The sequence below is a fragment of the Angustibacter sp. Root456 genome, assembly GCF_001426435.1.
In the GTDB taxonomy this organism is placed as follows: Bacteria; Actinomycetota; Actinomycetes; order Actinomycetales; family Angustibacteraceae; genus Angustibacter.
This window is the reverse complement of sequence record NZ_LMER01000020.1, coordinates 82,571-107,186: the sequence shown is the minus strand read 5'-3', so window position 1 is coordinate 107,186 and position 24,616 is coordinate 82,571. Positions and strand designations below refer to the sequence as shown.

Sequence of the window (24,616 nt, the reverse complement as noted above, 5' to 3'; positions counted from 1 at the left end):
TCGTCAGGGTGGCCCGCCGGTTGAGCCTCGCGGCGGTAGCCGATGCGGCGGCTGGTGCCGTTCCAGGCTCGCGCTGTGGCGTCGCTCGACCGCCCGACGCCGGCTCGCGGCGGCCCGAGCGCGCACGGCGGCCACCCGGTGCGAGCGGCGTTGCTCGGCCTCGCGCAGCTGCTGGCGGCGACGGCGCGCCCGCTCCTCGACGTCCAGCTCGACCAGCACGCGCTCGACGGCGGCCAGCAGCGATCCGCGCAGCTGCCACAGCGACGGGTCGCTCGCGGCGTCGACCAGCAGCAGCTCGGTGACGCGGGCGCGGGTCTCGCGCAGCGCCTCGAGCGCAGTGCGCAGCGGCGCCTCGCCGGTGCTGCCCGCGCCGTCGGCGTCTGCGGCGACGCTGAGCGTGGGGTTGGTCTCGATGGCGTCGGCCTCGGCGCACACCAGCCGGCCGAAGGCCCGTACCGCCTCGGCGAGGTCCGACAGCAGCACCGCGAAAGCCGCCCGAAGTGGTGCGTCGTAACCGCTCGGCCCCTCGTGGTGCGGGTCGTGCTGCGGGTCGTGCTGCGGGTCGTGCTGGGTCGCTGCGTCGTCCGTGGCGGACTGCTGCTCGGGCAGGCCGTCGGCGATCGACCGGAACAGCGCGCGCAGCGAGACGGTGCTGTGCTCGAGCGCGTCGAGGCCGCTGCGCAGCACCGGCATCGTGTCGACCGTGCCGACGGCCCGGGGGTTGAGGCGACGGCTGTCGCCGGCGGCCTGCAGCGCGCGGTCGGCCTCCTCGACGTAGCGGTTGAGGCCACGAAAGTCGCTGAGCCACCCGCGGGCCTGCTCGGCCGTGACGCCCTCGGGGAGCTCGTCGGCCACGCGGTCGAGCAGGTCCGCCGCCCGTTCAGCGACTCGCTCGACGCTGTCGGCCGCGGTGCGAGTGCGCAGGTTCGGCGGCAGGACGACGTTCACCAGCACCCCCACCCCCGCACCCACCAGCGTCTCGGCGATGCGCGAGAAGCCGGCGGTCTCGGCGGACGTGACGCTCAGCACGAGCATCGCGCTGATCGGCACCTCGAGCAGGTGGTCACCGAGCCGCAGCAGCTGCCCGATCACGATGGCCGCCGCGATGGCACCGCCGAGGCTCCACCAGGTGAGCCCGACGACGCTCGACAGCACGACGGCCACCAGCACCCCCGCCACGACGCTCAGCACGCGCCGTACGCCCGTGGTGAGCGTGGAGAACAGCGTGGCCTGCACCACCAGCAGGGCGGTCAGCGGGCCGGTCAGCGGCTGGGGTGTGTCGAACACCGCCCGCGCCACGAGGTACGACAGCACCGCGGCGACGGTGAGCCGCGACGTCCGCATGACGATCGGGCGGGCCCGGCGCCGGAGGGCGTGCAGCGAGTCGGGGCGGACGCGCATGATCAGCACAGTACGGAGGGTGCGAGCCTCCCGCCATCACACGCGTCCGCCCCGACTCAGGCGCAGGTGGTCACCGCCGGTCGATGCGCACCACCGAGCCGTGACCGGTCGGGGTGCCCTGGTCGTCCATGGGCGCCATGGTGGAGGCGTACAGGTGACCGTGGCCCCACTCGACGGCGAGCGCACCCGGCAGGTCGAGGTACGGCCTCACGTGGCCGTCTCGCACCATCGAGATGCGTCCGGCGAACAGCTCGGCCACGTAGATGGTGTGGTCGGGACCGAGCGCGAGGTTGGTCGCGCCGAGGAAGCCGCCGGCCACCTTGGTGCTGTGCCCGCTGCGCGGCCAGACGCGGTAGACGCTGCCCCGGGCACCCAGTGACGGGTCCTCCGGGCCGCCGGGGAGCAGCGACACGTACAGCTGGCCGTGCGGCCCGACCTCGACGTCCGTGGGCACCGGCTCGAAGTTGTACGTCACGCCGGCGACGCAGTCGGGCAGCCCGAGACCGGCCGCGATCTGCGCGGTGATCACGGTGGGCTGGCGCGGCAGCACCGCGATGAGCGAGACGTGCCCCTTGGCATCGACCTTCAGCAGGTCGTTGCCTCCGGCGTCCGCGACGACCCACGCGCCGTGGCCGAGACTCGCGACCGCGTACGGGTGGGAGTCGACCCCGCCCTTCATGGTGGCGCCCCCGAGCGGCTCGAACGCCTGCTTCACGCAGTCGCTCGGGTCGTCGATGCCGTAGCTGACGTCGGCGTCAGGGTTGTACTCCTGCTCGAACTGCGACAGGTTGACGACCATCTGCTTGTCGCCGGTCTTCACGACCAGGTGCGTGGAGCCGTCGCTGTAGTCGGTGGACGTGTAGGCCATCGAGCGGCCCGAGGCGTCGAAGGCGACGCCGGCCACCTCGCCGGGCTGCGGCCCGCTGGCGACGGTGGTCAGCCCACCGTCGCGCCCGATGCGTGAGACCTGCGACGTGCCTCCGTCGGCGACGTAGACGTGGTGGCGCGACAGAGCGAGCTGGAACGGTGCGACGACTCCGTCGCTGATGACCGTGGCGCGCGGTGCGTGCTCGTGGTCGTGATGCCGCTCGTCGTGGGCGGATGCGGTGACCGGTGTGGTGACGACGAGTGCGGTGGCCGCGGCGGCGGCGGTGACTGCGCTGGCGAAGATGCGACGTCTCATGGGTGCCCCTTGTTCCCCGAGTCCCTGGCTGCCGTCACGACGGCGGCAGTGGTGGGAGACTGGCACCGCCGGAGCGGGCTGGGAAGAGCCTCCGGCGGACTTTCGACGCACCGCGACCGCCCGGCTCCGCAGGGTGCTCGGCGAACCGCTGGGTACCTCGACAAATCGCCCGATACGTTGTGCAGCACGGGTTTCGGACCTCACGCGCGGATCCGGCAGGTCAGTAGCGCAGCCGGTAGTGCCAGAAGTCACGGAAGGTCGCGGCGACCACCACGATGCCCACGACGACGAGCGCGCCGCCCCAGACCACCGCGGCTCGAGCGCCGATGACGTCGCCCATGGTGCCGTGCAGCAGGTCGGCCAACCGCGGACCGCCTGCGACGACGATGAAGTACACGCCTTGCATGCGTCCGCGCATGGCGTCGGTCGCGACGGTCTGCAGCATCGCGCTGCGAAACACCATGCTCACCAGGTCGGCGGCACCGCCGATGGCGAGCATGAGCGCGGCCAGCCACAGCGAGCGGCTGAGCCCGAAGCCCACCATCGCCAGCCCCCACGCGGCCACGGCGACGGTGACCGCGGCGCCTTGACGCCGCAGCCGGGTGAACGTGCCCGACAGCAGGCCTGCGACGAACGACCCCGCCGGGATCGCGGCGAACAGCACGCCGAGCGCGAGGCCGGGACGGTCGCCGGGGAACGCGTTCTGCGCCAGCTCGGGGAACAGCGCCCGCGGCATGCCGAGCACCATCGCGATGACGTCGGCGAGGAACGACACCAGCAGCACCTGGTGCAGCGAGATGTACCGCAGGCCCTCCACCACGGACCGCACACCGCTGGCGCGCCGGACGCCGTCGTCCGACGACGCGGGCAGCGGCGGCAGGCGGAACACCGCGTAGAGCGCGGCGAGCAGCAGCACGCTGTCGATGAGGTAGAGCCGGGGCAGCCCGATCACCGGGATCAGCGCGCCGGCCAGCAGGGGACCCATCACCGCGCCGAGGCCGAACACCGTCGAGCTGAGGGCGTTCGCGGCCGGCAGCTCCTCCGCAGGCACCAGACGCGGCACCGTGGCGCCGCGCGCCGGGCTGTTGAGGCCGAAGAACGCCTGCTGCACCGCGAGCAGCACCAGCACCACCCAGACCTGCCGGTTGCCCATGGCGGACTGGACGAACAGCGCCAGCGACGTCAGCGCGATGCCGCTGTTCGTGAGCAGCAGCATCCGGCGGCGGTCGACGGCGTCGGCGATGCTGCCACCCCACAGGGCGAAGAACGCGAGCGGCACCAGGGCCACCGCGCCGCTCAGGCCGACGTACGACGACGACCCGGTGTCGTCGTAGATCTGCTTGGGCACCGCCACGGCCGTGAGCTGGGCGCCGACCGTCGTGACGACGGTCGACAGCCAGAGGCGCCGGAAGTGCCGGTGGCGCAACGGCGCCGTGTCGACGACGAGACGTCGCCACCGGCCACCCGCGGCCGTGCCGGTGCCTGGCTCGCTACTCACCCGCCGACGTCACAGGCCGCGCAGGAAGTCGGGATCGTCGTCCGGGCCGCGCGGCGGCTGCGGGCCACGACGGCCCGCCCCGTCGCGCCCCATGGCCTCGGGGCGCCCGGCGAGCAGCCAGGCGACGCCACCGATCAGCGGGATCACGAGGATGAGCAGCACCCACACCGGCTTGGGCAGCAAACGCACCCGCTCGCGGTCGGCCTGCCACAGGTCGATGAGGCAGTACACGACGAGCACCAGCTCGACGATGAAGGGCAGCACACGCACCATGGCAGGTCGGCCGTCAGACCCGCGCGGCGTAGAGCGACTCGACCTCGCGCCCGAAGTCCTCGAGCACCTTGCCCCGCTTCAGCTTCATCGTGGGCGTGAGGTGACCGGAGTCCTCGGTCCAGGCGACCGGCAGGATCGCGAACCGGCGGATCTGCTCGGCGCTCGACACGGTGGCGTTGGCTGCGTCGACGGCGGTCTGCACCGCAGCGCGCACCTGGTCGTCGTGCGTCAGCTCGGCGGCCGGCCGCGCTTCGCGCCCCTGGTCGCGAAGCCACTGGTCGAGCGACTCCTGGTCGAGGGTCACCAGCGCCGCGACGAAGCTGCGCTGGTCGCCGACCACCATCGCCTGCGCGACGATCGGGTGGGCCCGGATGACGTCCTCGAGCTGGGCCGGCGCGACGTTCTTGCCACCGGCGGTGACGATGATCTCCTTCAGCCGCCCCGTGATGGTGAGGAAGCCGTCGGCGTCGAGGGTTCCGAGGTCTCCGGTGTGCAGCCAGCCCTCGGCGTCCAGAACGGCCGAAGTCGCCTCCGCTGCGTCCCAGTAGCCGCCGAACACGTGGCCGCCACGCAGCAGCACCTCGCCCTGGGCGCCGATGCGGATCTCGAACCCGTCGAGGGCGCGGCCCACCGTGCCGATGCGCTGCTCGGTCACGGTGTTGACCGCCGCCGCGGCCGTGGTCTCGGTGAGCCCGTAGCCCTCGAGCACCGTGACGCCGATGCCGCGGAAGAAGTGCGCGAGCCGCTCGCCGAGGGGCGCACCACCGGAGATCGCGAGCTCGGCGCGGCCGCCGAACGCCGCGCGCAGCTTGGTGTAGACCAGCCGGTCGAAGATCGCGTGGCGCAACGACAGCAGCGGCCCCGGCCGGCCCTGGTCGAGCGCGCGGCTGTAGTCGACCGCCGTCTGGGCCGCCTTCTCGAAGATGGCGCCCTTGCCGTCGGCTGTGGCCTTGCGGCGCGCCGTCTCGTAGATCTTCTCGAACACCTGCGGCACCGAGAGCACGAACGTCGGCTGGACGACCGCGAGGTCCTTCACCAGGCGCGCGGGGTCGCTGTGCGAGAGCTTCGCGCCCTTCATGACCATCGCCACCTGGATCATCCGACCGAACACGTGCGCGAGCGGCAGGAACAGCAGCGTCGAGGCGTCGCCCTCGAACAGCTCGGGCAGCGTGCGCAGCGCGCTCGAGCACTCGGCCACGAAGTTGCCGTGCGTGAGCATGCAGCCCTTGGGCCGCCCCGTGGTGCCGGAGGTGTAGATCAGCGTGGCGATGACGTTCGGCGCGAGCGCGGCCTGGCGGCGGGCGAGCTCGTCGTCGGGCACGTCGGCCCCCGCCTGCTTCAGCTGCTCGATCGCCCCCGGCCCCTTGGCGTCCTCGATCTGCCACAGGTGCTTCACCGACGGCACGCGATCGCGCACCACACCGAGCCGCCACGCGTGCGCCTTGGTCTCGACGACGCAGCCGACCGCCTGCGAGTCGGCCAGGATCCACTCGACCTGGTCGACGCTCGAGGTCTCGTAGATGGGCACCGGGATCGCGGCGAGCGACCACAGCGCGAAGTCGCACAGCGTCCACTCGTAGCGCGTCTTCGACATGATGCCGACCCGGTCGCCGACGCCGACGCCGGCCGCGACGAAGCCCTTGGCGACGGCGTCGACCTCGGCGCGGAACTGCGCCGCGGACACGTCGACCCAGCCACCGCCCTCGCGGCGACCGAACAGCGGGCGCTGCGGGTCGCGCTGGGCGGAGGCGTGCAGCACCTCGACGAGGTGGGCGGGCGTGGCAGGGGTGGGGCGAGCGGCACTGGTGTCGGTCACGGCGCACAGCGTACGGCTCGCGCCCGTGAGGCGGGGTGCGAGAATGCCGCGGTGAGTCGATCGGACGACAGCCGCCCGCGTCGGCCGGCGCTGTTCGGGCCGGCCGCGCTCGACACGTTCGCCTCCGGCACCGACCCGCAGGCGCTCGCCGAGGCCGCCCACGCGACCGCTGCGGCCATCGTCGACGCCGGGCGTCGCTCGGACGACCCTGACCTCACCGCCCGGCTCGTCCGCCTCGTCGACGACCACGGCCTCGACACCATCGCCGACCTGTGGGCCGACCGCCCGGCGCGCTCGCTGCCCGGCGCCCTCTGGCGGCTGTACGTCGTGCGCGAGTGGGTGCGCCGCGACGCCGACGCCGCGGCGCGCGACTACCGCGCGGGCTGTCGGCTCGCCGAGGTGTCGGACGTCGTCGCCGGGGTCGCCCACCCGCCCGGCCCCGACGAGGTGCGTACCCTCGTCGACGCGGTGCTCACGGGCGTCTACCGCGGTGAGCTCGACGTCGCGCTCGAGCGGGCGGCGGCCTTCTGCCGCGTCGTGGCGTCCGGGCGAGCCGTGCGCGCCGACGACGTCGACGACGAGGGCCTGGCCGCCCAGGTGACGCGCCGGGCCGCGTCGCTGCAGCAGACCGCCGACGACCTCGACGGTGCCGCCCGCGCGTGGCGGGTCAGCGACCTGACGTGAGCGCGCACGACGAGATCGACACGATCGGACACGCCGGGGAACATGCGCGAGGGCCCCACCGTTGTGCACACTCGTGGTGTCCCTTCGGGGTCACCCGGGCGTCGGGCTGCGGTAGCCCCGGGTCCCACATGAAGCCGCTACGAGCGGCCACGCGCCGTGAGGCGCTCCCAGCCCGACGCCCACCCCACCACCCTCACCGCCCGTGATCATGCGCGTCAGCCCAGGTCAGGGCACAGTGGTGGCGCCATGAGACTCCCGAGCGCCGACGCGCTGCGCCTGCGGCCCCTGACCTCGCCGCAGGGCCGGCGCGCCGTCCGGCGTGTGGGGCTCGTGCTCCTGGCCCTGCTCGGCGCCTTCGCCGGCGCCCTGCTGGCCCCCGCCGCCCACACGAACGTCGGCCCGCTGGCCGTCGACGTGCACGTCCGGCCCAGCCTGCACCCGGGGGCGAGCGTCGATCTGCCGCCCGTGGGCTCGGTGCGGTTCGACACCCACCTGGCGCCGGTGCTGGTCAGCGCCTCGATCCGGTCGGTCGACATCGAGGCCGCCCAGCGGGTGATCGACACGCCGGCGCTGCTCGACGACCTCATGGCCAACGCTCCCGACAAGGTCAAGGGCGCCGCGGCCCGGGCGCTGGGGTGGTCGCTGCTCTTCGCCTTCGGCGGCGCCCTGCTGCTCACCGGCCTGGCCACCCGCACGCGCAAGGGCGTCGCGATGGGGCTGGCCACGGTCACGGCCACCACGGGTCTGCTGGCCCTGGCCACCGCGCTCACCTTCGACGGCACCAAGTTCTCGCAGCCTCAGTTCACCGGCCTGCTCAGCAGCGCGCCGTACCTGCAACGCCGCACCGAGACGCTGGCCGCCCGGCTCGAGGGCTACCGCAGCGGCCTCGCCGACTTCGTGCAGTCGGTGACCACCCTGTACGCCGTGGGGCAGCGGCTGCCCAAGCCGGGCAGCGGCCTCGACGGCGAGGTCACCACGGTGCTGCACATCTCCGACCTGCACCTCAACCCGATCGGCTACGACCTCGCCGACCGGCTGGTCGAGCAGTTCGACGTCGACGCCGTGGTCGACTCCGGCGATTTGAGCACGTGGGGCACCGGCGCCGAGGAGGCGTTCGTCAACCGGATCGGCAGCCTGAAGGTGCCGTACGTGTTCGTCCGGGGCAACCACGACAGTCCGCAGATCGCCGAGGCGGTCGCCCGCCAGCCCAACGCCGTGGTGCTCGACGGCCAGGTGGAGAAGGTCGCCGGGCTGACGTTCGCCGGCATCGCCGACCCGCGCGACCTGCCGCAGGAGGGCAAGAAGGAGAACACCGGCAAGGACCGCGTCGCCGCCTCGGTCGCGCTGCTCTCGAGCATCATCGAGAACTACGACAGCGAGCATCCCGACGCGCCCGTGCAGATCGCCGTCGTGCACGACCCGACCCGTCTCGACGCCCTGCGGGGCGAGGTGCCCCTCGTGCTGTCGGGCCACCTGCACGAGCGCGACGTCAGCTTCGACGGCGGCACCCGCGTGATGGTCGAGGGCTCCACCGGTGGGGCGGGTCTGACCGCCAACGGCCTGCAGCGCCTCACCGACGGCGAGCCCGTGCCGCTCGAGGCGACGCTGCTGTACTTCGCGTCGTCCGGCCCGGACGCCGGCCGGCTGCTCGCCTACGACGAGGTCACCGTGGGCGGCCTCGGGTTGACGTCGGTGAGCATCGACCGCACCCTCGTGCCGAAGAAGGAGGTCAACCCGCCCACGCCGACGCCGTCGGGTACGGCTACGGCTACGGCTACGGCGAAGCCCACCGACACCGCCGCGCCGACCGGCTCGGGGTCGCCGGCGAGCACGAGACCCACCAGCTAGGTCATGAGCTAGGTCACGAGCTAGGTAATGAGTTGGTCAAGATCGGCAGATGGCGGCCCCACCACGCCTAGGCTGGCAGGCGGCTCCAGGAGGGACCGATGACGGACAGCCAGGACTCGCTGCGCGACGCGCCGCTCGAGGACGAGATCACCCTCGTCGGCGAGCTGGTCGTGGCCGCCACCGCGCACGAGCGGCCGCTCACCCAGGAGGAGATCGACAAGGCGCTCGGTCTCTGACGCCGGGCCCGGTCGCGGCGCCTCACAGGTCGCGACGTCGCAGCAGCACCCCCGCGAGCACGAGCGCGACCGCCGTCAGCACGCCGAGGTAGAGCAGCGCGTCGAGGTTCGACACCAGCACGGTGCGGCCCCCCTCGTCCGGGCCCATGCTGCTGCCGCTGCCCGCCGCGGGCGAGCCGACCATCATCTGCTGGCCACCGGGGCTGAGGAACGCCACGACGTTCTCGGTCACCAGCCACCGGGCCCAGCCGCGCTGGCTGAACACGATCCGGACGGCGTTCTCGGCCACCGCGAACCACGCGAACGCGATGCCGAGGGTGCCGCCGGTGTGTCGGGTGACGGTGGTCAGCGCCGCAGCCAGGACGGCGACCACCACCATGAGCACCACGCCGCGCACCTCGAGCGACACCAGGTCTCGCCAGAAGTGGGCCGGCCCGATGAGCGCGACTCCGGCCGACTGCCCCCACGTACCGCGGGTGGACACGGTGAGCGCGCCGAGACCCAACCCGATCGCTTGGGCGACCACGCCGATCGCGGCCACCGCCAGGGCGATGGCCAGGTGGCGCCGGGCGAGCAGGCGGATGCGACGCGGCTCCCAGGTGAGCAGCGTGATGATCGTGCGGCTCGACCAGTCGGCACCGACGCCGGTGGCGCCGATGAGGGCGGCCACCAACGCGCCGCCCACGGCCACGCCGATCGCGATGGCCGGCAGGCCGACGTCAGCGCGCAGGCGCGGGTCCTGGTAGAGATCCTGCGCCGTGGGGCCACCGCCCTCAGGCCCGCACGCGCCGTTCTCCTTGTCGGCCTGGGGGATGCTGGGGTCGGCGAGGCACTCCTGGCGGTATCGCGCCTGGTCGCTGGCTGCCTGCTGGGCCGCCACGGTGGCTTTCGCGCGCGCGGCGGCGAGGTCGTTGTTGTGGGTGAGGAACACGATGACCATGGCCGCGACCAGGGCGAGGAAGCCCAGACCCACCACGAGCTGCACCAGCCGGCGATGCCGTAGCCGGCCCAGCTCCGAGCGCAGGGGGTGGGGGCGGCCGGTGGCCGCGCGGGGGGCGGCGTCCAGCTCGGCAGCGGTGGTCGTCGTGGCGCTCACGCGGCGCTCCCCTCGGTGGCGGCGGGGGCGTCGTCCAGACCCTGCCCGCGGGTGATCTCGAGGAACGCCGACTCCAGGTCGGCGGCGATGGGGCTGAGCTCGCTCACCCAGATGCCGCGCTCACCGAGCAGGCGGGTGATGGCGGCGGGGTCGTCGACCTGGCGTCCGGTGGTGCCCACCTGCAGCCGGCCGTCGGGAAGCGCGTAGGCGTCGAGGCCGGCCTCCCGCAGCACCTGGTAGGCGGCGGTGGCGTCCGGCACACCCACCACCACGCCGTGACGGCCGTGCGCGGCGAGCACCTCGCTCACCGGCCCCTGCACCAGGCAGCGGCCCTTCGACAGGATCGCCACCCGGTCGCACACCTGCTGCACCTCACCGAGCAGGTGCGATGACAAGAACACCGTCCGGCCGTCGGAGCCCAGCTCGCGCACGAGGTCGCGCATCTCCTTCATGCCGGCGGGGTCGAGGCCGTTGCTCGGCTCGTCGAGGATGAGCAGCAGGGGGTCCTTGAGCAGGGCCGCCGCGATGCCGAGGCGCTGGCGCATGCCGAGGGAGTAGCCCTTGACGCGGTCGTCGGCGCGGTCGCGCAGGCGCACCTTCTCGAGCACCTCCTCCACGCGCGTGCGGGGGACGCCCACCGACTCGGCCAGCAGCCGCAGCTGCACGCGGCCGCTGAGCCCCGGCAGGAAGAGCGGGTTCTCCACGAGCGCGCCCACGTGGCCGATGACGTCCGGCAGCGCGTCGGGCACGGTGCGGCCGAGCACGCGGGCGGTGCCGCCGTCCGCCGCGGCGAGGCCGAGCAGCACGCGGATCGTCGTCGTCTTGCCCGAGCCGTTCGGGCCGAGGAACCCGTGCACGCCCCCGGCCTCGACGTGCAGGTCGAGGCCGTCGAGCGCCCGCTCGGGCGGGCGACCGCGTCGGCGATAGGTCTTGCGCAGGCCCTCGATCTCGATCGCGGGTACGGCCACGTGGAACCCCCAAGGTCGTGGTGTGCGCCACACCCTAGGGGCAACCGACAGGCGCGCGGGTGATCTTGGCGGCAGGCTGTGGACGAACGCCGGGCGTCTCCCGGGTGACACGGAGGTGCCCTGACCGCCTACCATCGTGCGGGGCCGCCTCGCGGCCACCGCTCGAACCGACCCGCAGGCAGCCCCCACTCCTCGTGCCTGCCCGCCGATCTGCCCCGGAGCAGCACCGTGAGATTCCGCCTCACCCCGCAGGACAACAGCTTCTACGACCTGTTCTCCCAGCAGTCCGCCCACCTGGTCACCGGCTCGGCCGTGCTCACGCGCGTGCTCGGCGCCGACATGGCCGGGCGCGAGGAGCTGGCCAAGGAGATGAAGGAGATCGAGCACGCGGCCGACGAGTCCACGCACGAGATCCTGCGCAAGGTGAACTCCTCGTTCATCACGCCGTTCGACCGCGAGGACATCTACAAGCTGGCCTCGACGCTCGACGACTGCATGGACCACATGGAGTCCGCGGTCGACTGCATCACGCTCTACCGGATCAACCAGCTGCCGGACGGCGTGGCCAGCCAGGTCGAGGTGCTGGTGCGCATGTCCGAGCTCACGGCCGATGCGATGCCGCGCCTGCGCTCGATGAAGGACCTCGCCGAGTACTGGATCGAGATCAACCGGCTCGAGAACCAGGGCGACCAGGTCTACCGGCGCCTGCTGGCCGAGCTCTTCGACGGCGACCTCAAGGCCACCGCCATCCTCAAGCTCAAGGACGTCGTCGAGGGCCTCGAGGCCGCGATCGACGCCTTCGAGACGGTGGCGCACACGGTCGAGAGCATCGCGGTCAAGGAGTCCTGACCCTCGTGGAGCTCTTCACCGTCGTCCTGGTGATCGTGCTTGCCATGGTGTTCAACTACACCAACGGGTTCCACGACGCGGCGAACGCCATCGCGACGTCGGTCTCGACCCGGGCGCTCACGCCGCGCATCGCCCTGGGCCTGGCTGCCGTCGGCAACCTCGTCGGTTCGTTCTTCGGTGCCAAGGTCGCCAAGACCGTGGGCGAGGGGATCATCGACGTCTCGGCGACGTCCTCGCTCAACGGCCTCGCGATCGTCGGTGCCGCGCTGGTCGGCGCCATCGGCTGGAACCTGCTCACCTGGTGGTTCGGGCTGCCGTCGTCGTCGTCCCACGCGCTCATCGGGGGCTTGGGCGGCGCGGCGATCGCGGCTGGCGCCACCGTGCTGTGGGCCGGGATCTTCCACAAGGTGGTCATCCCGATGGTCATCTCGCCCGTCGTCGGCGTGGTGCTCGGCTACCTGGTGATGCTGACGATCCTGTGGCTGTTCCGCGGCGCCAACCCCGGCCGCGTCAGCCGTGGGTTCCGCAGCGCGCAGACCCTCTCGGCGGCCGCGATGGCTCTCGGCCACGGCCTCCAGGACGCCGCCAAGACCATGGGCGTCATCGTGCTCGCCCTCAACGTCGGCAACTTCCACACCGGCACCGACATCCCGCTGTGGGTGTACTTCACCACCGCCGCGGTGATGGCCGCCGGCACCTACGCCGGCGGCTGGCGCATCATGCGCACGCTCGGACGCCGGATCATCCACCTCGACCCGCCGCAGGGCTTCGCGGCCGAGACCACGGCGTCGGCGGTGCTGTACGTCGCCGGCATCGGCTTCGGAGCGCCGATCTCCACGACCCACACGATCACCTCCTCGATCATGGGCGTGGGCGCCACCAAGCGGCTGTCGGCCGTGCGCTGGGGCGTCGCCGGCAACATCGTGGGCGCCTGGATCCTCACCTTCCCCGGCGCCGGACTGGTCGCCGCCGCCTGCTACCTCATCACCCGCCTCTTCGCCTGACCTCCTCCCGCAGATACCCGCCTTCTTCCGGTGGATCCGGCCCAAAATGGGCCCTAGGAGCCGGAAGACGGCGGGTATCTGCGCAGGTCGACCAGGTCGGTGGGTGAGGAGCTCCAGCGCAGCTGCCCCGTGAACCTGGTCAGGCCGCCCCGCGCCAGGGCCGACCGCACCGTGGTCGCCAGGTCATCCAACCGGTGGCGCACCTCGTACGTGCCCCATCGGACGACGCCCAGCCCGGTGCTGCGCAGCGCGTCCTCCCGCGCCTTCTCCCGCAGGATCTGACGGCGAGCCTCGACCGGGTCGAGCCGCCCGATGACGTCCAGGTCGTACTTCGACCGGCCATCGCACTCCCCGACGACCCCTTCTGGCAGCCACAGCCCGTCGACGATTCCCACGAAGCGCCCGGCGGCGTCGTACACGTGCACCTGGCTGAGCGGCGGCAGGATGCCGCGGCTGGCCAGCAGCGCGAACGACGACGACTCCAGGTAGCTGTCGCGTCGTGGATCCAGCCACTCCCGGGCCAGACGTGCCCGCGGGACGTGCGTCCAGCCGGCCTGCCGCCGCAGCACCTCGTCGATGGCCGCACGCGACGTCTGCCCCAGGCGTAGAGCGACGTCGACCATGGCCACGGACTCGGACGCCGGAAGGTGGCGCAGCACGTCCGCAGCCGTGCGCGCAGGGCTGGTGACCCGCAGCCCCTCCCGAGCGACGACGTCCGGTGCGGCCAGAGGCGCCGCGCGCACCAGTCGGTGAGCCGAGCGCAGGTTCTTGCCGTTCGCGCGCCCGTCGGTGAACGTCGCGAGTGAGTAGCCGGCCCAAGGCACCGGCCAGCCGTGCACGGCGGCTGCTGACTCGTGGCTGATGACCAGCCCCTCGTCGTACCGGCTCTCGGCGAGCACGTGCAGCACGTGCCGGCTGCGGGCGTCCGCGGCGTCCCACTGCTGCTGCAGGCAGAAGGCGCCTCGGCCGATGGTGCGCCAGCGGCACGTGGCGAGCCGGTGGGCCACCGCGTGGCGGGTGAGGCCGGCGGCCAGAGCGTCGGAGCGGGTGAAGATCCGCGGCAGCGGGGGGTCGGTGGGCACCGGTCCAGCCTGTCAAGATCGCGGCCCCCGCTGCCGCGACCCTGTGGACAACGCAGATACCCACCTTCTTCCGGCGATCGAACCCCGAAACGGGGGTTCGGAACCGGAAGAAGGCGGGTATCTGCGGGAGAACTCAGCCGAAGCGGCCGGAGATGTAGTCCTCGGTGGCCTGCTCGGTGGGGTTGCTGAAGATCCGCGCGGTGTCGCCGATCTCGATCAGGCGGCCCGGCTCGCCGGTGGCCGCGAGGTTGAAGAACGCCGTGCGGTCGGACACCCGCGCCGCCTGCTGCATGTTGTGGGTGACGATCACGATCGTGTACTTCGCCTTCAGCGTCGTGATGAGGTCCTCGATGGCGAGGGTCGAGATGGGGTCGAGCGCCGAGCACGGCTCGTCCATGAGCAGCACCTGCGGCTCGACGGCGATCGCGCGCGCGATGCAGAGGCGCTGCTGCTGCCCGCCCGACAGGCCCGCGCCGGGCTTGTCGAGCCGGTCCTTGACCTCGTTCCACAGGTTCGCGCCCCGCAGCGAGCCCTCGACGACCTCGGCCACCTTCCGCTTGTCGCGCATGCCGTTCAGCCGCAGCCCGGCTGCCACGTTGTCGAAGATCGACATCGTGGGGAAGGGGTTGGGCCGCTGGAACACCATGCCCACGGTGCGGCGTACGGCGACGGGGTCGACCTCGCGGGCGTACAGGTCGCGGTCGTCGAGCCGGATCGAGCCCTCGACGCGCGCGCCGGGCACGACCTCGTGCATGCGGTTGAGGGTGCGCAGGAACGTCGACTTGCCGCAGCCGGACGGCCCGATGAAGGCCGTGACCGACCGCGGTTCGACGGTCATGGTGACGTCCTCGACCGCCTTGAAACCGCCGTAGTAGGCGTTGAGGTCCTTGATGTCGATGCGCTTGGCCATGTGCGTTGTTCCCAGCTTCCCGGCGTCTGCCGCTACTTCTTGACCGAGCCGAGGCGGGCCACGACCCGGCCGGCGAGGTTGAGGACGAGGATGAGGAGCACGAGCGTGAGTGCGGTCGCCCAGACCCGCTCGACGGCGGGGGCGAGCAGCTCGGTGCGGTCCTGGTTGATCATGGTCGGCAGCGCGGCCATGAACCCGTTGAACAGGTCGGTGTTGATCGACTTCGAGTACGGCCCGAGGATCAGCAGCGGCGCCGTCTCGCCCATGACGCGCGCGAGGCCCAGCAGGACGCCGGTCATGATGCCGCTGAAGGCCGTGGGCAGCACGACCTTCACCACCGTCCGCCACTTCGGGACGCCGAGCGCGTACGACGCCTCGCGCAGCTCGTTCGGCACGAGCTTGAGCATCTCCTCGGTCGAGCGCACCACCACCGGCACCATGAGCAGCACGAGCGACAGCGACACCGCGAACGCGACCCGGTCGAAGCCCAGCGTGGTGACCCACAGCGCGTACACGAACAGCGCCGCCACGATCGACGGGATGCCGGTGAGGATGTCGACCATGAAGCTCACGGCCCGCGCGAAGCGCCCGCGGCCGTACTCGACGAGGTAGACGGCGGTCATGACGGCGATCGGCACCGAGATCAGCGCGGTGACGAGGCCCTGCAACAGCGTGCCGATGATCGCGTGGTACGCGCCGCCGCCCTGCACGCGTGCGGTGATGCCGCGCTGGGAGTTCAGCCACCAGTGCTGGTCGAGCAGCAGCTGGTAGCCCCGGCTGGCGACGGTCCACAGGATCCAGGCGAGCGGCACGATGGCGACGACGAAGGCGGCGGTGACGAGCACTCGGGCAGCGACGTCCTTGACCGCGCGCCCGCGCGAGTGCCGGCTCAGCACGTCGACGGCGGACGACGGCGACGCGGCCGCGGCGGATGACGGTGACAGCACGGTGCTCACTCCGAGAACGCCTTCCTGCGCTCGATGATGATCCGGGCGATCGCGTTGACGACGAAGGTCAGCACGAAGAGCACCAGGCCCGCGGCGATGAACGCCCCGGCCTTGGTGGGCGAGTCGAACTCGGCGGCGTTGTTGGCGATCCGGCTGGCGAACGTCTCGCCGCCGTTGAAGAGGGAGAACGACCAGTCGGTGCCCTGGGCCAGGGTGCTGACGATGATGGTGACGGCGATCGTCTCCCCGAGGGCGCGCCCGAGGCCGAGCATGGCCGCCGAGATGACCCCCGGCCGGCCGAACGGCAGCACCGTCGTCCGGATCACCTCCCAGCGGGTGGCGCCCAGCGCCAGCGCGCCCTCCTGGTGCCCGAGCGGCGTCTGCGCGAACACCTCGCGCGACAGCGCCGTGACGATGGGCAGGATCATGATGGCCAGCACGATGGAGGCGAGGAAGATCGTGCCGGTCGAGGTGATCGTGGTGTCGCCGGAGAACAGCGGGATCCAGCCGAGGTACTGCTCCAGCCATCCCTGCAGGCTCTTCACGTGCGGCCCGAGCACCTTGATGCCCCACAGGCCGTAGACGATCGACGGGACGGCGGCCAGCAGGTCGACGAGGGCCGCGAACGGGCGGGCGAGCCGGCGGGGCGCGTACTGCGTGAGGAAGAGCGCGACCCCCACGCTCACCGGCACCGCGATGAGCATCGCGATGGCCGACGAGATCACCGTCACCCACAGCAGGTCGGCGATGCCGAAGCGCAGGTCGCTTCCGCTGACGTCCCACACGCGGGAGGTCAGGAAGTTCACGTGGTCCTGGGCCAGCGACGGCACGGCCCGGCTCACCAGGAAGGCGCCGACCAGCACCACCATGACGATGACCAGCACGCCGGCGCCGAGGGCGGCGCCGCCGAAGATGCGGTCGCCGAGGCGCCCGGTGCCGGCGCGGTCACCGCGCCCGGATGGCTCCGGGCCTTCGTCCAGGACGTCGACGGGCGGCGTCACGGCCGTCATCGCGGGCTCCTCGCGTGGGTCGCAGGTGCAGGGTGGGGAACGCGGCGGGCCCTTCCCGTGACTGCCCCGGTCACGGGAAGGGCTGCGCCGTAACGACTTTCGATGATCAGCTGATGGCCTCGATGGCGGTGGTCACCTTGGTGCGCACCGAGTCCGGCAGCGGCGCGTAGCCGATGTCGGGCAGCGTCTTCTGGAAGTCCTCGCTCGCGAAGTGGGTCAGGAAGGACTTGACGAGCTTGGTCTTGTCGGCGTCGAGGCCCTTGCTGCAGACGATCTCGTAGGTCACGAGGATCACGGGGTAGGCGCCGGGCTCCTTGGTGGCGTAGTCGAGCTTGAGCGCCAGGTCGTTGCCCGAGCCCTTCTGCGTCGCCGTGGCGACCGACTTGGCCACCGTCTCGGGGGTCAGCTCGACCGGGCCGCCGCCGTTGTCGATCTGGGCGACTCCGAGCTTGGCGTCCCGGGCGTACGACCACTCGGTGTAGGTGATGCCGCCCTCGGAGCTGTTGACCGCCGAGGTGACGCCGGCCGACTTCTCCTTGCCCTCACCCTTGCCGGTCCAGGACTTACCGGGCTCGGCGGTCCAGACCGTGGGGGCGCTGGCGGAGAGCCACTTGGTGAAGTTCTCCGTGGTGCCCGACTCGTCGGAGCGGAAGAACGGCTTGATGGCCTCCTTCGGCAGCGTCACGCCGGGGTTGATCTTGGCGATGGCCGGGTCGTCCCAGCTCGTGATCTGGCCGAGGAAGATCTTGGCCGCCACGTCGGGGGTCAGCACCAGCTTGTCGACGCCCTTGAGCTTGTAGGCGACGGCGATCGGGCCGGTGACCATCGGCAGGTTCCAGGCGGGGTTGCCCTGGCAGCGCTTGGCGGCCTCCTCGGCCTCGACCTTGCCGTCCTTCGGCTCGGTCTTGAGCGCGGAGTCGGAGCCGGCGAAGTCGACCTGCCCGGCGATGAACTGCTTGATGCCCGATCCGGAACCGGTGGGGTTGTAGTTCACGGTCACGTCGGGGCAGATGCTGCCGTAGGAGGCGATGGCCTCGTCGATGGCGTTCTTCTGGGCCGACGAGCCTTCAGCGTTCAGGGTGCCGGTCGGGCAGTCGCTGCTGGCGCTCGAGGTGGAGCCGGCGTTCGTGGTGCCCGTGTTGTTGTCCGAGCCACAGGCCGTGAGGGCGAGGGCTCCGACGAGGGCGACGCCGGCGAGCTGGCCCATCCGCTTCATCGTCACAGTGATGTCCGTCTTCCGTGCAAGGTTCGTGGGCGCTGCGGGTGCGGCGCCACGGCCGACGTTAAGGAGCCCGGGTGACGGGGTGGTCGGTCGTAGGTGAACGCAGGGTGAACGGATGCGGGCGGGTCGTCGAGCGGCTCAGCAGGGGGTGTGCCGCTCCACGGCGACGACCTGCGCCAAGTCGCCCCTGCCGCTCACGTGCGCCACCAGGACCTCGCCCTTGAGCAGCCCGGCGGACGCCGAGTCGCGCAGGGCGGCACGCAGGAGCGGGTCGTCCGTGCGCTTGGCCAGGTCGCGCAGCAGCGCGGGCAGCAAGGGGCGGTGGGTGCAGAGGGCGGCGGCCTCACCGCGCGCTACCGCCTTGTCGAGCTGCCGCACCGCGCGCGAGGGGTCGTCGTCGAACCCCTCCTCAGACAGTGAGTGCCGCCCCAGCAGCCGCTGCCCGGTGAGCTGCGCGAACGGCGCAACCGTTGCGGCACAACGCTCTGCGTCTGACGTCAGCACGCGGCGTACACCGAAGGCCTGCAGCACCGGCACGAGCCGCTTCGCCTGGTCGTGGCCGGCGTCGTCGAGCGGTCGCTGCGCGTCGTCACCGCGCCAGCGCCGTCGGGGCACGGTGCGGGCGTGCCGCACGAGCACCAGGGGCCAGGTGTCGATCCGCCCGGCGCGGTGGCTGCGAGCCAGCGCCTTCAGCTGCTCGCGGTCGCGCCGGTAGTGCAACCGCTCGCGCGCCTCGTCGACCGTGAGCCAGGCCACCTCGTCGACCTCGTTCGCCAGCTCGCCGTCGCCGGCCACCTGGCGGGCCGCCCAGTACTGCACGACCTTGGGGCGCGTCGTGCCACCTGCACCGACGTCGTAGACCGCTTGCGGCAGAGGCACTCCGAGCTCGCAGTGCAGCCCGGTCTCCTCCAGCACCTCTCGGACGGCGGCTCCGGGCCACGTCTCGCCCTCGTCGAGCTTGCCCTTCGGCCACGACCAGTCGTCGTACTTGGGGCGGTGCACCAGGAGCACCTGCAGGTCACCGTGATGCGTGCGCCACAGCAGCGCCCCGGCGGCCCGCACGGTGCCCGGTCGCACCTCGGGTGGCGTGCGCAGCGCCGGCGCCGCCCGGCTCACCGCCGGCGAGCCTTGCGCCGCTGCTTGGCGAGCCGCTCGGCGACGGCGGTCTGCAGGTCGCGCAGGGGCGTGCCGTCGTCTGCCCGGTGGTGGCGGATCCACGTGCCGGCGGAGCCGAGGTGGAACGACGACGTGCCGTCGTCCATGGCGATGTCGATCAGCCCCCGCAGCTCGGCGACGTGGGCGGGGTCCTCGATCTTCACGAGCGCCTCGACCCGCCGGTCGAGGTTGCGGTGCATCATGTCGGCGCTCCCGATCCAGCACGCGGTGTCGGCGAGCTCGCGCTCCGGGCCCCCGAAGAGGAACACCCGCGAGTGCTCGAGGAACCGCCCGAGGATGCTGCGCACGCGGATGTTCTCCGACAGGCCAGGCACGCCGGGCCGGATCGCGCAGATACCGCGGACGACGACGTCGACGGGCACACCGGCCTGCGACGCCCGGTACAGCGCGTCGATCACCGTCTCGTCGACGATCGAGTTGAGCTTCAGCCGCACGGACGCCGGACGCCCGGCCAGCGCGTGCGCGATCTCGCCCTCGATCTGCTCGATCAGCCCGGCGCGCAACGACCGGGGCGCCACCAGCAGCCGCTTGAACCGCGTGCGCGGCGCGTAGCCGGACAGCTGGTTGAACAGGCGCGTGAGGTCCTCGCCGACGCGCTCGTCGGTGGTGAGCAGCCCGAGGTCCTCGTAGAGGCGCGCCGTCTTGGGGTTGTAGTTGCCCGTGCCGATGTGGCAGTAGCGCCGTAGCCCGTCGGCCTCCTGGCGCACCACCAGGGCGAGCTTCGCGTGCGTCTTCAGGCCGACGATGCCGTAGACGACGTGGACGCCGGCCTGCTCGAGCTTGCGGGCCCAGCTGATGTTGGCCTGCTCGTCGAAGCGGGCCTTGATCTCGACGATCGCGAGCACCTGCTTGCCGGCCTCGGCGGCGTCGATGAGCGCGTCGACGATCGGGGAGTCACCGCTCGTGCGGTACAGCGTCTGCTTGATCGCGAGCACCCGCGGGTCGGCGGCGGCCTGCTCGAGAAAGGCCTGCACCGACGTCGAGAACGAGTCGTACGGGTGGTGCAGCAGCACGTCGCGCACGCGCATCGCGGCGAGGATGTCGCCGGGCTTGCTGGTCTCGACCCCCTCGGTGAGGTCGCGGTGCGTGGAGGTCACGAATGGCGGGTAGCGCAGCTCGCTGCGCGCGAGGTCGGCCACCAGGTCGAGCCCGCGCAGGTCGAGCGGCGCGGGCAGCCGGTAGACCTCGCTGTCGGTGACGCCGAGCTCGCGCACCAGCAGGTCGAGGACGTGGTCGTCCGTGTCCTCGGCGACCTCGAGCCGCACGGGCGGCCCGAAGCGGCGGCGCATGAGCTCCTTCTCGAGCGCCTGCAGGAGGTTCTCGGCGTCGTCCTCCTCGACCTCGAGGTCCTCGTTGCGCGTCACCCGGAAGCTGTGGTGCTGCAACACCTCCATGCCCGGGAAGAGCTGGTCGAGGTGCGCGGCGATGATGTCCTCGATCGGCACGAACCGGGACTTGTACGGGTCGGCCAGCGAGGGGTCGATGCCTGCCGAGACGCCGTCCACCTCGTCGACGGTGATGAACCGCGGCAGCAGCGGTGGCACCTTGACGCGAGCGAAGTGCTCCTTCTCCGTCTTGGGGTTGCGCACGATCACCGCGAGGTTGAGCGACAGCCCGGAGATGTAGGGGAACGGGTGGGCCGGGTCGACCGCGAGCGGTGTCAGCACCGGGAAGATCTGCTCGCGGAACATCTCCTGCAGCCGCTGCTGCTCGTGGGCGCTGAGCTCGTCCCAGCGGATCACCGTGATGCCCTCGCCGGCCAGCAGCGGTCGCACGCTCTCGTGGAAGACGCGGGCGTGTCGTGCCATCAGCTCGTGGGCGAGCACCCCGATCTGGTCGAGCACCTCACGCGGCTCGAGCCCGGACGCCGACCGCACCGCGATCCCGGTGGCGATCCGGCGCTTGAGCCCGGCCACGCGCACCATGAAGAACTCGTCGAGGTTGCTGGCGAAGATGGCGAGGAAGCGCGCCCGCTCCAGCAGGGGCTGGGAGTCGTCCTCGGCGAGCTGCAGCACCCGCTCGTTGAACTGCAGCCAGCTGGTCTCGCGGTCGAGGAAGCGGCTTGCGGCCTCGGCGGGGTGCGGATCGCGCACCGGTTCGGTCGCCAGGCTCATGACTGCGATGGTGGCACGCCGCCCCGCGAGCGGGCGAGGGGGCGGGAGAACTGCACGTCGACGTCCCAGCGGGTGAACCCGAGGCTGGTGTAGGTGCGTACGGCCGAGGTGTTGTCGGCGTCGACGTAGAGCATGGCCTGGCTGAGCCCGAGCGAGCGCAGGTGGCGCAGGCCGGCCACGGTCAGCGCTCGGCCCAGACCGCGACCCTGGTGATCGGGCGAGACACCGACGACGTACACCTCGCCGATGGGCTCGTGACCGTGGGCGGTGGCGCCGTCGTCGCAGGTGCTGGTGCCGCCGTGCACCTTCGTCCAGTGGAAACCGGCCATGGCGCCGTCCGGGCCCTCGAGCACGAGGAATCCCTGCGGGTCGAACCACTCCTCGGCCATGCGGTGGTGCAGGTCGGCGGGGGTCCACGCACCCTGCTCGGGGTGGTCGGCGAAGGCCTTCGCGTTGACGTCGAGCCAGGCGCCGTCGTCCTCGCCGGGCCGGAAGCTGCGCAGCCGGTAGCCGGGGGGCAGCTCGGTCTGCGGCAGCGCGGCCCGCAGCGAGCGCCGCATCTGCCACAGCTCGCGGCTCGAGACGTAGCCGAGGGACTCGGCGAGGGCTCGAGCGGGCGACTGCTGGCCGTGGGCCCACAGCCGCAGGCGGCCGTCGGGACTCAGCTGCTCGAGGTGCTGCACGACGAGCCGGCCGATGCCGTGCCCGCGCACGTCGGGGTGCACGACCACCTCCGCGCTCGCGCCCTCGACGACGTCCGTGGGGTCGAGGTGCGCGTACCCGCCGAGCCGCTCGGCGCCGTCCGACGAGACGAAGACGAGCAGGTGGCGGTCGGGCCCGGGGGTGGTGAGCGGCAGGTGCAGCATCACGTGCTCACTGAGGGGGTGCAGCCCGTCCGCCTCGGTGGCAGCCGACACGACGGACGTCACCTCACCGAGGTCGTCGGCCGACAGGGTGTCGAGCACCTCGACGCGGGCATCGATGTCGGACGGCACACGCCGAGCCTACGGGCCGGCCGGTGGCCTCTCTCGGCGAGTTGGCACCTGTTGGTCACCTGACGTTGGGGATTCGTGACGTTTGGAGCATGTCCGCTGTCGCCGGCGGCGGCTACGGTGCCTGAGCGCACACGCAGCGCCTCACCCAACGACAGGGAGTCCCATGTCCACGCCTCGCACTCGGCGGCTCGCGCGCGCCCTGGCCGTCACCTCGGCCGCCGCGCTCGCCGTCACGATGTCCTCGGGGTCCGCGCTGGCCGGCGGTCACGGCCACGGCCACGGCCACGGTCACGGCAAGCCCGACCACCGGCCGCCCTTCACCCAGATCCAGCTGCTGTCGTTCAACGACTTCCACGGCAACCTCGAGGCGCCGTCGGGGTCCGGCGGGCGTCTGACCACCGGGTACACCGAGACCCAGGACCCCAAGACGCTCCAGTACTCGGCCAAGGCCCAGACCGTCGACGCCGGCGGGGTCGAGTACCTCGCCACGCACCTCAAGCAGGCCCGTCAGGGTCACGCGAACACCGTCACGGTGGCGGCCGGTGACCTCATCGGCGCCTCCCCGCTGCTCTCTGCGGCCTTCCACGACGAGCCCACCATCGAGGCGATGAACGCCCTCGGGCTCGACGCCTCGGCCGTGGGCAACCACGAGTTCGACGAGGGCTACAAGGAGCTGCAGCGCATGCAGTCCGGCGGCTGCATCGACGACGGCACGGGCGCAAACAACCAGAACTCCTGCGCCGACCACGAGTTCGAGGGCGCCGACTTCACCTACCTGGCGGCCAACGTCAAGTACTCCGGCACCAACAAGACGATCCTGCCGCCGTACTGGATCAAGACGTTCGCTGACGGCGCCAAGGTCGGCTTCATCGGCATGACGCTCAAGGACACGCCGACCATCGTCACCAAGTCGGGGGTCGAGGGGCTCACCTTCACCGACGAGGCCCAGACCGCCAACGCCCTCGTCCCGGTGCTGCGCCGCCAGGGTGTGAAGGCCATCGTGGTGCTGATCCACCAGGGCGGTACTCCGGCGACCACCACGTACACCGCCGAGCACGGCACCTACAACGTCGCGCCGCCGTTCGACGCGACCTGCTCCACCGAGACGAAGGACGGGGTCAAGGGAGCCCAGCTCACCGACGACAGCCCGATCCTCGACATCACGCGCAAGCTCGACCCGCAGATCGACATGGTGATCTCGGGTCACACTCACCAGCCGTACATCTGCAGCCAGCTCGACCCGTCCGGCGAGCTGCGGCTGATCACCAGCGCGTCGTCGTTCGGCCGCCTGTTCACGCAGACGAACCTCACCTACAACCTGCGCAGCGGTGACATCCAGCGCTCGTCGGTCGAGGGCACCAACGTGGTCGTCACCCGCGACGTCGTGAAGGACCCGCAGGAGACCTCGATCATCAGCACGTACAACACGCTGGTGCAGCCCATCGCCAACAAGGTGATCGGCAACGTCGCCGGTGGCGTCACGCTGGCGAAGACCTCCTCGCTCGACCCCGAGACCGCGCTCGGACGGCTGATCGCCGACGCGCAGAAGAACGACGCCTCGCTCACCGCGGGTGGTGGGGCGCCGGCGCAGATCGCCTTCATGAACCCGGGCGGCATCCGCACCGACCTGGTGCCGCTGGCGAACGGCGACGTCACGTTCGGCGCGGCGTTCTCGGTGCAGCCGTTCAACAACTACGTCGTGGCGATGGACATGACGGGTCAGCAGATCCTCGACCTGCTCGAGCAGCAGTGGTCGGGCGGCAACGCCACGTCGCCGAAGATCCTGCAGGTCAGCGAGGGCTTCACCTACAGCTGGAGCGCCTCGGCGCCGGCGGGCTCCAAGGTCGACCCAGCTTCGGTGAAGCTGAACGGCACCGTGATCGACCCGGCCGCGACGTACCGGGTCGCGGCCAACTCGTTCCTGTCCGACGGTGGCGACAACTTCCCGTCGTTCGCCGCGGCGACGAACAAGTACATCGGTGGCCTCGACATCGACGCCTTCGCGAGCTACCTGACCGCGAAGTCGCCGTACCAGCCGATCGCGACCGACCGCATCACCCAGACGCCGTGACCTCACGCGCCTGACGCACCGGCGGCGGCCCGGGTCCCTGTGGGGGCCCGGGCCGTTCGCCGTCCCGCCCCTCCTCGCCCGTGATCATGCACGCCACCCCCACACGACCTCTCCCCGTTGTTGGCGCGGTGGCACCCCGTCGCCTTCCTATGGCAGCTGGGTGCCCCAGTTGCACTCCCGGAGTGCAGTGATCCTCCCCAGGCATGGGCTGGCGTGCATGATCACGGGCGACC

The 24,616-nt window shown here is 71.8% G+C and carries 21 protein-coding genes; 6 read left to right on the top strand and 15 right to left on the bottom strand.

What is annotated here, in order from left to right:
• Nucleotides 1-3 precede the first annotated feature (3 nt).
• The 5 genes from ASD06_RS15250 to ASD06_RS15230 form a co-directional block, all read right to left on the bottom strand.
• Nucleotides 4-1,401, bottom strand: coding sequence for an aromatic acid exporter family protein (locus tag ASD06_RS15250; RefSeq protein ID WP_157371749.1), 1,398 nt, complete (start codon nucleotides 1,399-1,401; stop codon nucleotides 4-6).
• Between the two features lie 70 nt (nucleotides 1,402-1,471).
• Entirely contained in the window at nucleotides 1,472-2,584 is a 1,113-nt protein-coding gene (locus ASD06_RS15245; RefSeq protein WP_056679593.1) for a ScyD/ScyE family protein, read from the bottom strand.
• A gap of 220 nt (nucleotides 2,585-2,804) precedes the next feature.
• Nucleotides 2,805-4,082, bottom strand: a complete 1,278-nt coding sequence (locus ASD06_RS15240) for an MFS transporter (protein WP_056679590.1) — start codon at nucleotides 4,080-4,082, stop codon at nucleotides 2,805-2,807.
• A 9-nt stretch (nucleotides 4,083-4,091) separates the two neighbouring features.
• Complete coding sequence (locus ASD06_RS15235; RefSeq protein ID WP_056679587.1) at nucleotides 4,092-4,355, bottom strand: PLD nuclease N-terminal domain-containing protein; 264 nt, start codon at nucleotides 4,353-4,355, stop codon at nucleotides 4,092-4,094.
• 13 nt (nucleotides 4,356-4,368) lie between these two features.
• A complete protein-coding gene (locus ASD06_RS15230; RefSeq protein ID WP_056679584.1) occupies nucleotides 4,369-6,171 on the bottom strand; it encodes a long-chain fatty acid--CoA ligase in 1,803 nt (600 codons plus the stop codon).
• A gap of 51 nt (nucleotides 6,172-6,222) precedes the next feature.
• Between ASD06_RS15230 and ASD06_RS15225 the strand changes: the two genes are divergently transcribed.
• From ASD06_RS15225 to ASD06_RS19455, 3 genes are all read left to right on the top strand, one after another.
• Entirely contained in the window at nucleotides 6,223-6,855 is a 633-nt protein-coding gene (locus tag ASD06_RS15225; protein WP_056679582.1) for a hypothetical protein, read from the top strand.
• A 246-nt stretch (nucleotides 6,856-7,101) separates the two neighbouring features.
• Nucleotides 7,102-8,703 (top strand): metallophosphoesterase, encoded by a 1,602-nt coding sequence (locus tag ASD06_RS15220; protein ID WP_056679579.1) that lies wholly within the window; start codon nucleotides 7,102-7,104, stop codon nucleotides 8,701-8,703.
• A gap of 98 nt (nucleotides 8,704-8,801) precedes the next feature.
• Nucleotides 8,802-8,939 (top strand): hypothetical protein, encoded by a 138-nt coding sequence (locus tag ASD06_RS19455; RefSeq protein WP_200942243.1) that lies wholly within the window; start codon nucleotides 8,802-8,804, stop codon nucleotides 8,937-8,939.
• 22 nt (nucleotides 8,940-8,961) lie between these two features.
• Here ASD06_RS19455 and ASD06_RS15215 read toward each other — a convergent pair whose 3' ends face one another.
• Nucleotides 8,962-10,035, bottom strand: a complete 1,074-nt coding sequence (locus tag ASD06_RS15215) for an ABC transporter permease subunit (protein ID WP_056679576.1) — start codon at nucleotides 10,033-10,035, stop codon at nucleotides 8,962-8,964.
• Nucleotides 10,032-11,003 carry an ABC transporter ATP-binding protein gene (locus tag ASD06_RS15210; protein ID WP_056679573.1) on the bottom strand — a complete coding sequence of 324 codons (972 nt, stop codon included), beginning with the start codon at nucleotides 11,001-11,003 and terminating at the stop codon, nucleotides 10,032-10,034. The genes ASD06_RS15215 and ASD06_RS15210 overlap by 4 nt, the downstream gene beginning before the upstream one ends.
• 228 nt (nucleotides 11,004-11,231) lie before the next feature.
• On the opposite strand from ASD06_RS15210, the gene ASD06_RS15205 reads away from it, so the two are divergent.
• The gene (locus tag ASD06_RS15205; RefSeq protein ID WP_056679570.1) at nucleotides 11,232-11,852 is read left to right on the top strand and encodes a DUF47 domain-containing protein; all 621 of its coding nucleotides are present in this window, start codon (nucleotides 11,232-11,234) and stop codon (nucleotides 11,850-11,852) included.
• Between the two features lie 44 nt (nucleotides 11,853-11,896).
• Nucleotides 11,897-12,856 (top strand): inorganic phosphate transporter, encoded by a 960-nt coding sequence (locus ASD06_RS15200; RefSeq protein ID WP_056681042.1) that lies wholly within the window; start codon nucleotides 11,897-11,899, stop codon nucleotides 12,854-12,856.
• Between the two features lie 53 nt (nucleotides 12,857-12,909).
• Here the strand turns inward: ASD06_RS15200 and ASD06_RS15195 are convergent, their stop codons facing one another.
• The 8 genes from ASD06_RS15195 to mshD form a co-directional block, all read right to left on the bottom strand.
• A complete protein-coding gene (locus ASD06_RS15195; RefSeq protein WP_056679567.1) occupies nucleotides 12,910-13,938 on the bottom strand; it encodes a hypothetical protein in 1,029 nt (342 codons plus the stop codon).
• A gap of 133 nt (nucleotides 13,939-14,071) precedes the next feature.
• Entirely contained in the window at nucleotides 14,072-14,848 is a 777-nt protein-coding gene (gene pstB / locus ASD06_RS15190) for a phosphate ABC transporter ATP-binding protein PstB (protein WP_056679564.1), read from the bottom strand.
• A gap of 32 nt (nucleotides 14,849-14,880) precedes the next feature.
• The gene (pstA, locus tag ASD06_RS15185; protein WP_369853777.1) at nucleotides 14,881-15,795 is read right to left on the bottom strand and encodes a phosphate ABC transporter permease PstA; all 915 of its coding nucleotides are present in this window, start codon (nucleotides 15,793-15,795) and stop codon (nucleotides 14,881-14,883) included.
• A 5-nt stretch (nucleotides 15,796-15,800) separates the two neighbouring features.
• Nucleotides 15,801-16,805: a phosphate ABC transporter permease subunit PstC gene (pstC, locus tag ASD06_RS15180; RefSeq protein WP_056679561.1), complete on the bottom strand. Its 1,005-nt coding sequence runs from the start codon at nucleotides 16,803-16,805 to the stop codon at nucleotides 15,801-15,803.
• A 106-nt stretch (nucleotides 16,806-16,911) separates the two neighbouring features.
• Nucleotides 16,912-18,027: a phosphate ABC transporter substrate-binding protein PstS gene (gene pstS / locus ASD06_RS15175; protein WP_157371748.1), complete on the bottom strand. Its 1,116-nt coding sequence runs from the start codon at nucleotides 18,025-18,027 to the stop codon at nucleotides 16,912-16,914.
• Nucleotides 18,028-18,165: 138 nt separating this feature from the next.
• On the bottom strand, nucleotides 18,166-19,143 hold the full coding sequence (locus ASD06_RS15170; RefSeq protein ID WP_200942241.1) for an NUDIX hydrolase: 978 nt from the start codon (nucleotides 19,141-19,143) through the stop codon (nucleotides 18,166-18,168).
• Nucleotides 19,140-21,317, bottom strand: a complete 2,178-nt coding sequence (locus tag ASD06_RS15165; protein ID WP_056679558.1) for an RNA degradosome polyphosphate kinase — start codon at nucleotides 21,315-21,317, stop codon at nucleotides 19,140-19,142. The genes ASD06_RS15170 and ASD06_RS15165 overlap by 4 nt, the downstream gene beginning before the upstream one ends.
• The gene (gene mshD, locus ASD06_RS15160; RefSeq protein ID WP_200942240.1) at nucleotides 21,314-22,312 is read right to left on the bottom strand and encodes a mycothiol synthase; all 999 of its coding nucleotides are present in this window, start codon (nucleotides 22,310-22,312) and stop codon (nucleotides 21,314-21,316) included. The genes ASD06_RS15165 and mshD overlap by 4 nt, the downstream gene beginning before the upstream one ends.
• Before the next feature lie 163 nt (nucleotides 22,313-22,475).
• Between mshD and ASD06_RS15155 the strand changes: the two genes are divergently transcribed.
• Nucleotides 22,476-24,383, top strand: coding sequence for a bifunctional UDP-sugar hydrolase/5'-nucleotidase (locus ASD06_RS15155; RefSeq protein ID WP_056679555.1), 1,908 nt, complete (start codon nucleotides 22,476-22,478; stop codon nucleotides 24,381-24,383).
• Nucleotides 24,384-24,616 lie beyond the last annotated feature (233 nt).

Bases quoted from the DNA above. Each gene is read 5' to 3' on its own strand.
- pstB (WP_056679564.1), bottom strand. From the start codon at position 14,848: ATGGCCAAGCGCATCGACATCAAGGACCTCAACGCCTACTACGGCGGT.
- ASD06_RS15235 (WP_056679587.1), bottom strand. From the start codon at position 4,355: ATGGTGCGTGTGCTGCCCTTCATCGTCGAGCTGGTGCTCGTCGTGTAC.
- ASD06_RS15220 (WP_056679579.1), top strand. From the start codon at position 7,102: ATGAGACTCCCGAGCGCCGACGCGCTGCGCCTGCGGCCCCTGACCTCG.
- ASD06_RS15245 (WP_056679593.1), bottom strand. From the start codon at position 2,584: ATGAGACGTCGCATCTTCGCCAGCGCAGTCACCGCCGCCGCCGCGGCC.
- ASD06_RS15165 (WP_056679558.1), bottom strand. From the start codon at position 21,317: ATGAGCCTGGCGACCGAACCGGTGCGCGATCCGCACCCCGCCGAGGCC.
- ASD06_RS15155 (WP_056679555.1), top strand. From the start codon at position 22,476: ATGTCCACGCCTCGCACTCGGCGGCTCGCGCGCGCCCTGGCCGTCACC.
- ASD06_RS15250 (WP_157371749.1), bottom strand. From the start codon at position 1,401: ATGCGCGTCCGCCCCGACTCGCTGCACGCCCTCCGGCGCCGGGCCCGC.
- ASD06_RS19455 (WP_200942243.1), top strand. From the start codon at position 8,802: ATGACGGACAGCCAGGACTCGCTGCGCGACGCGCCGCTCGAGGACGAG.
- pstC (WP_056679561.1), bottom strand. From the start codon at position 16,805: ATGACGGCCGTGACGCCGCCCGTCGACGTCCTGGACGAAGGCCCGGAG.
- ASD06_RS15200 (WP_056681042.1), top strand. From the start codon at position 11,897: ATGGTGTTCAACTACACCAACGGGTTCCACGACGCGGCGAACGCCATC.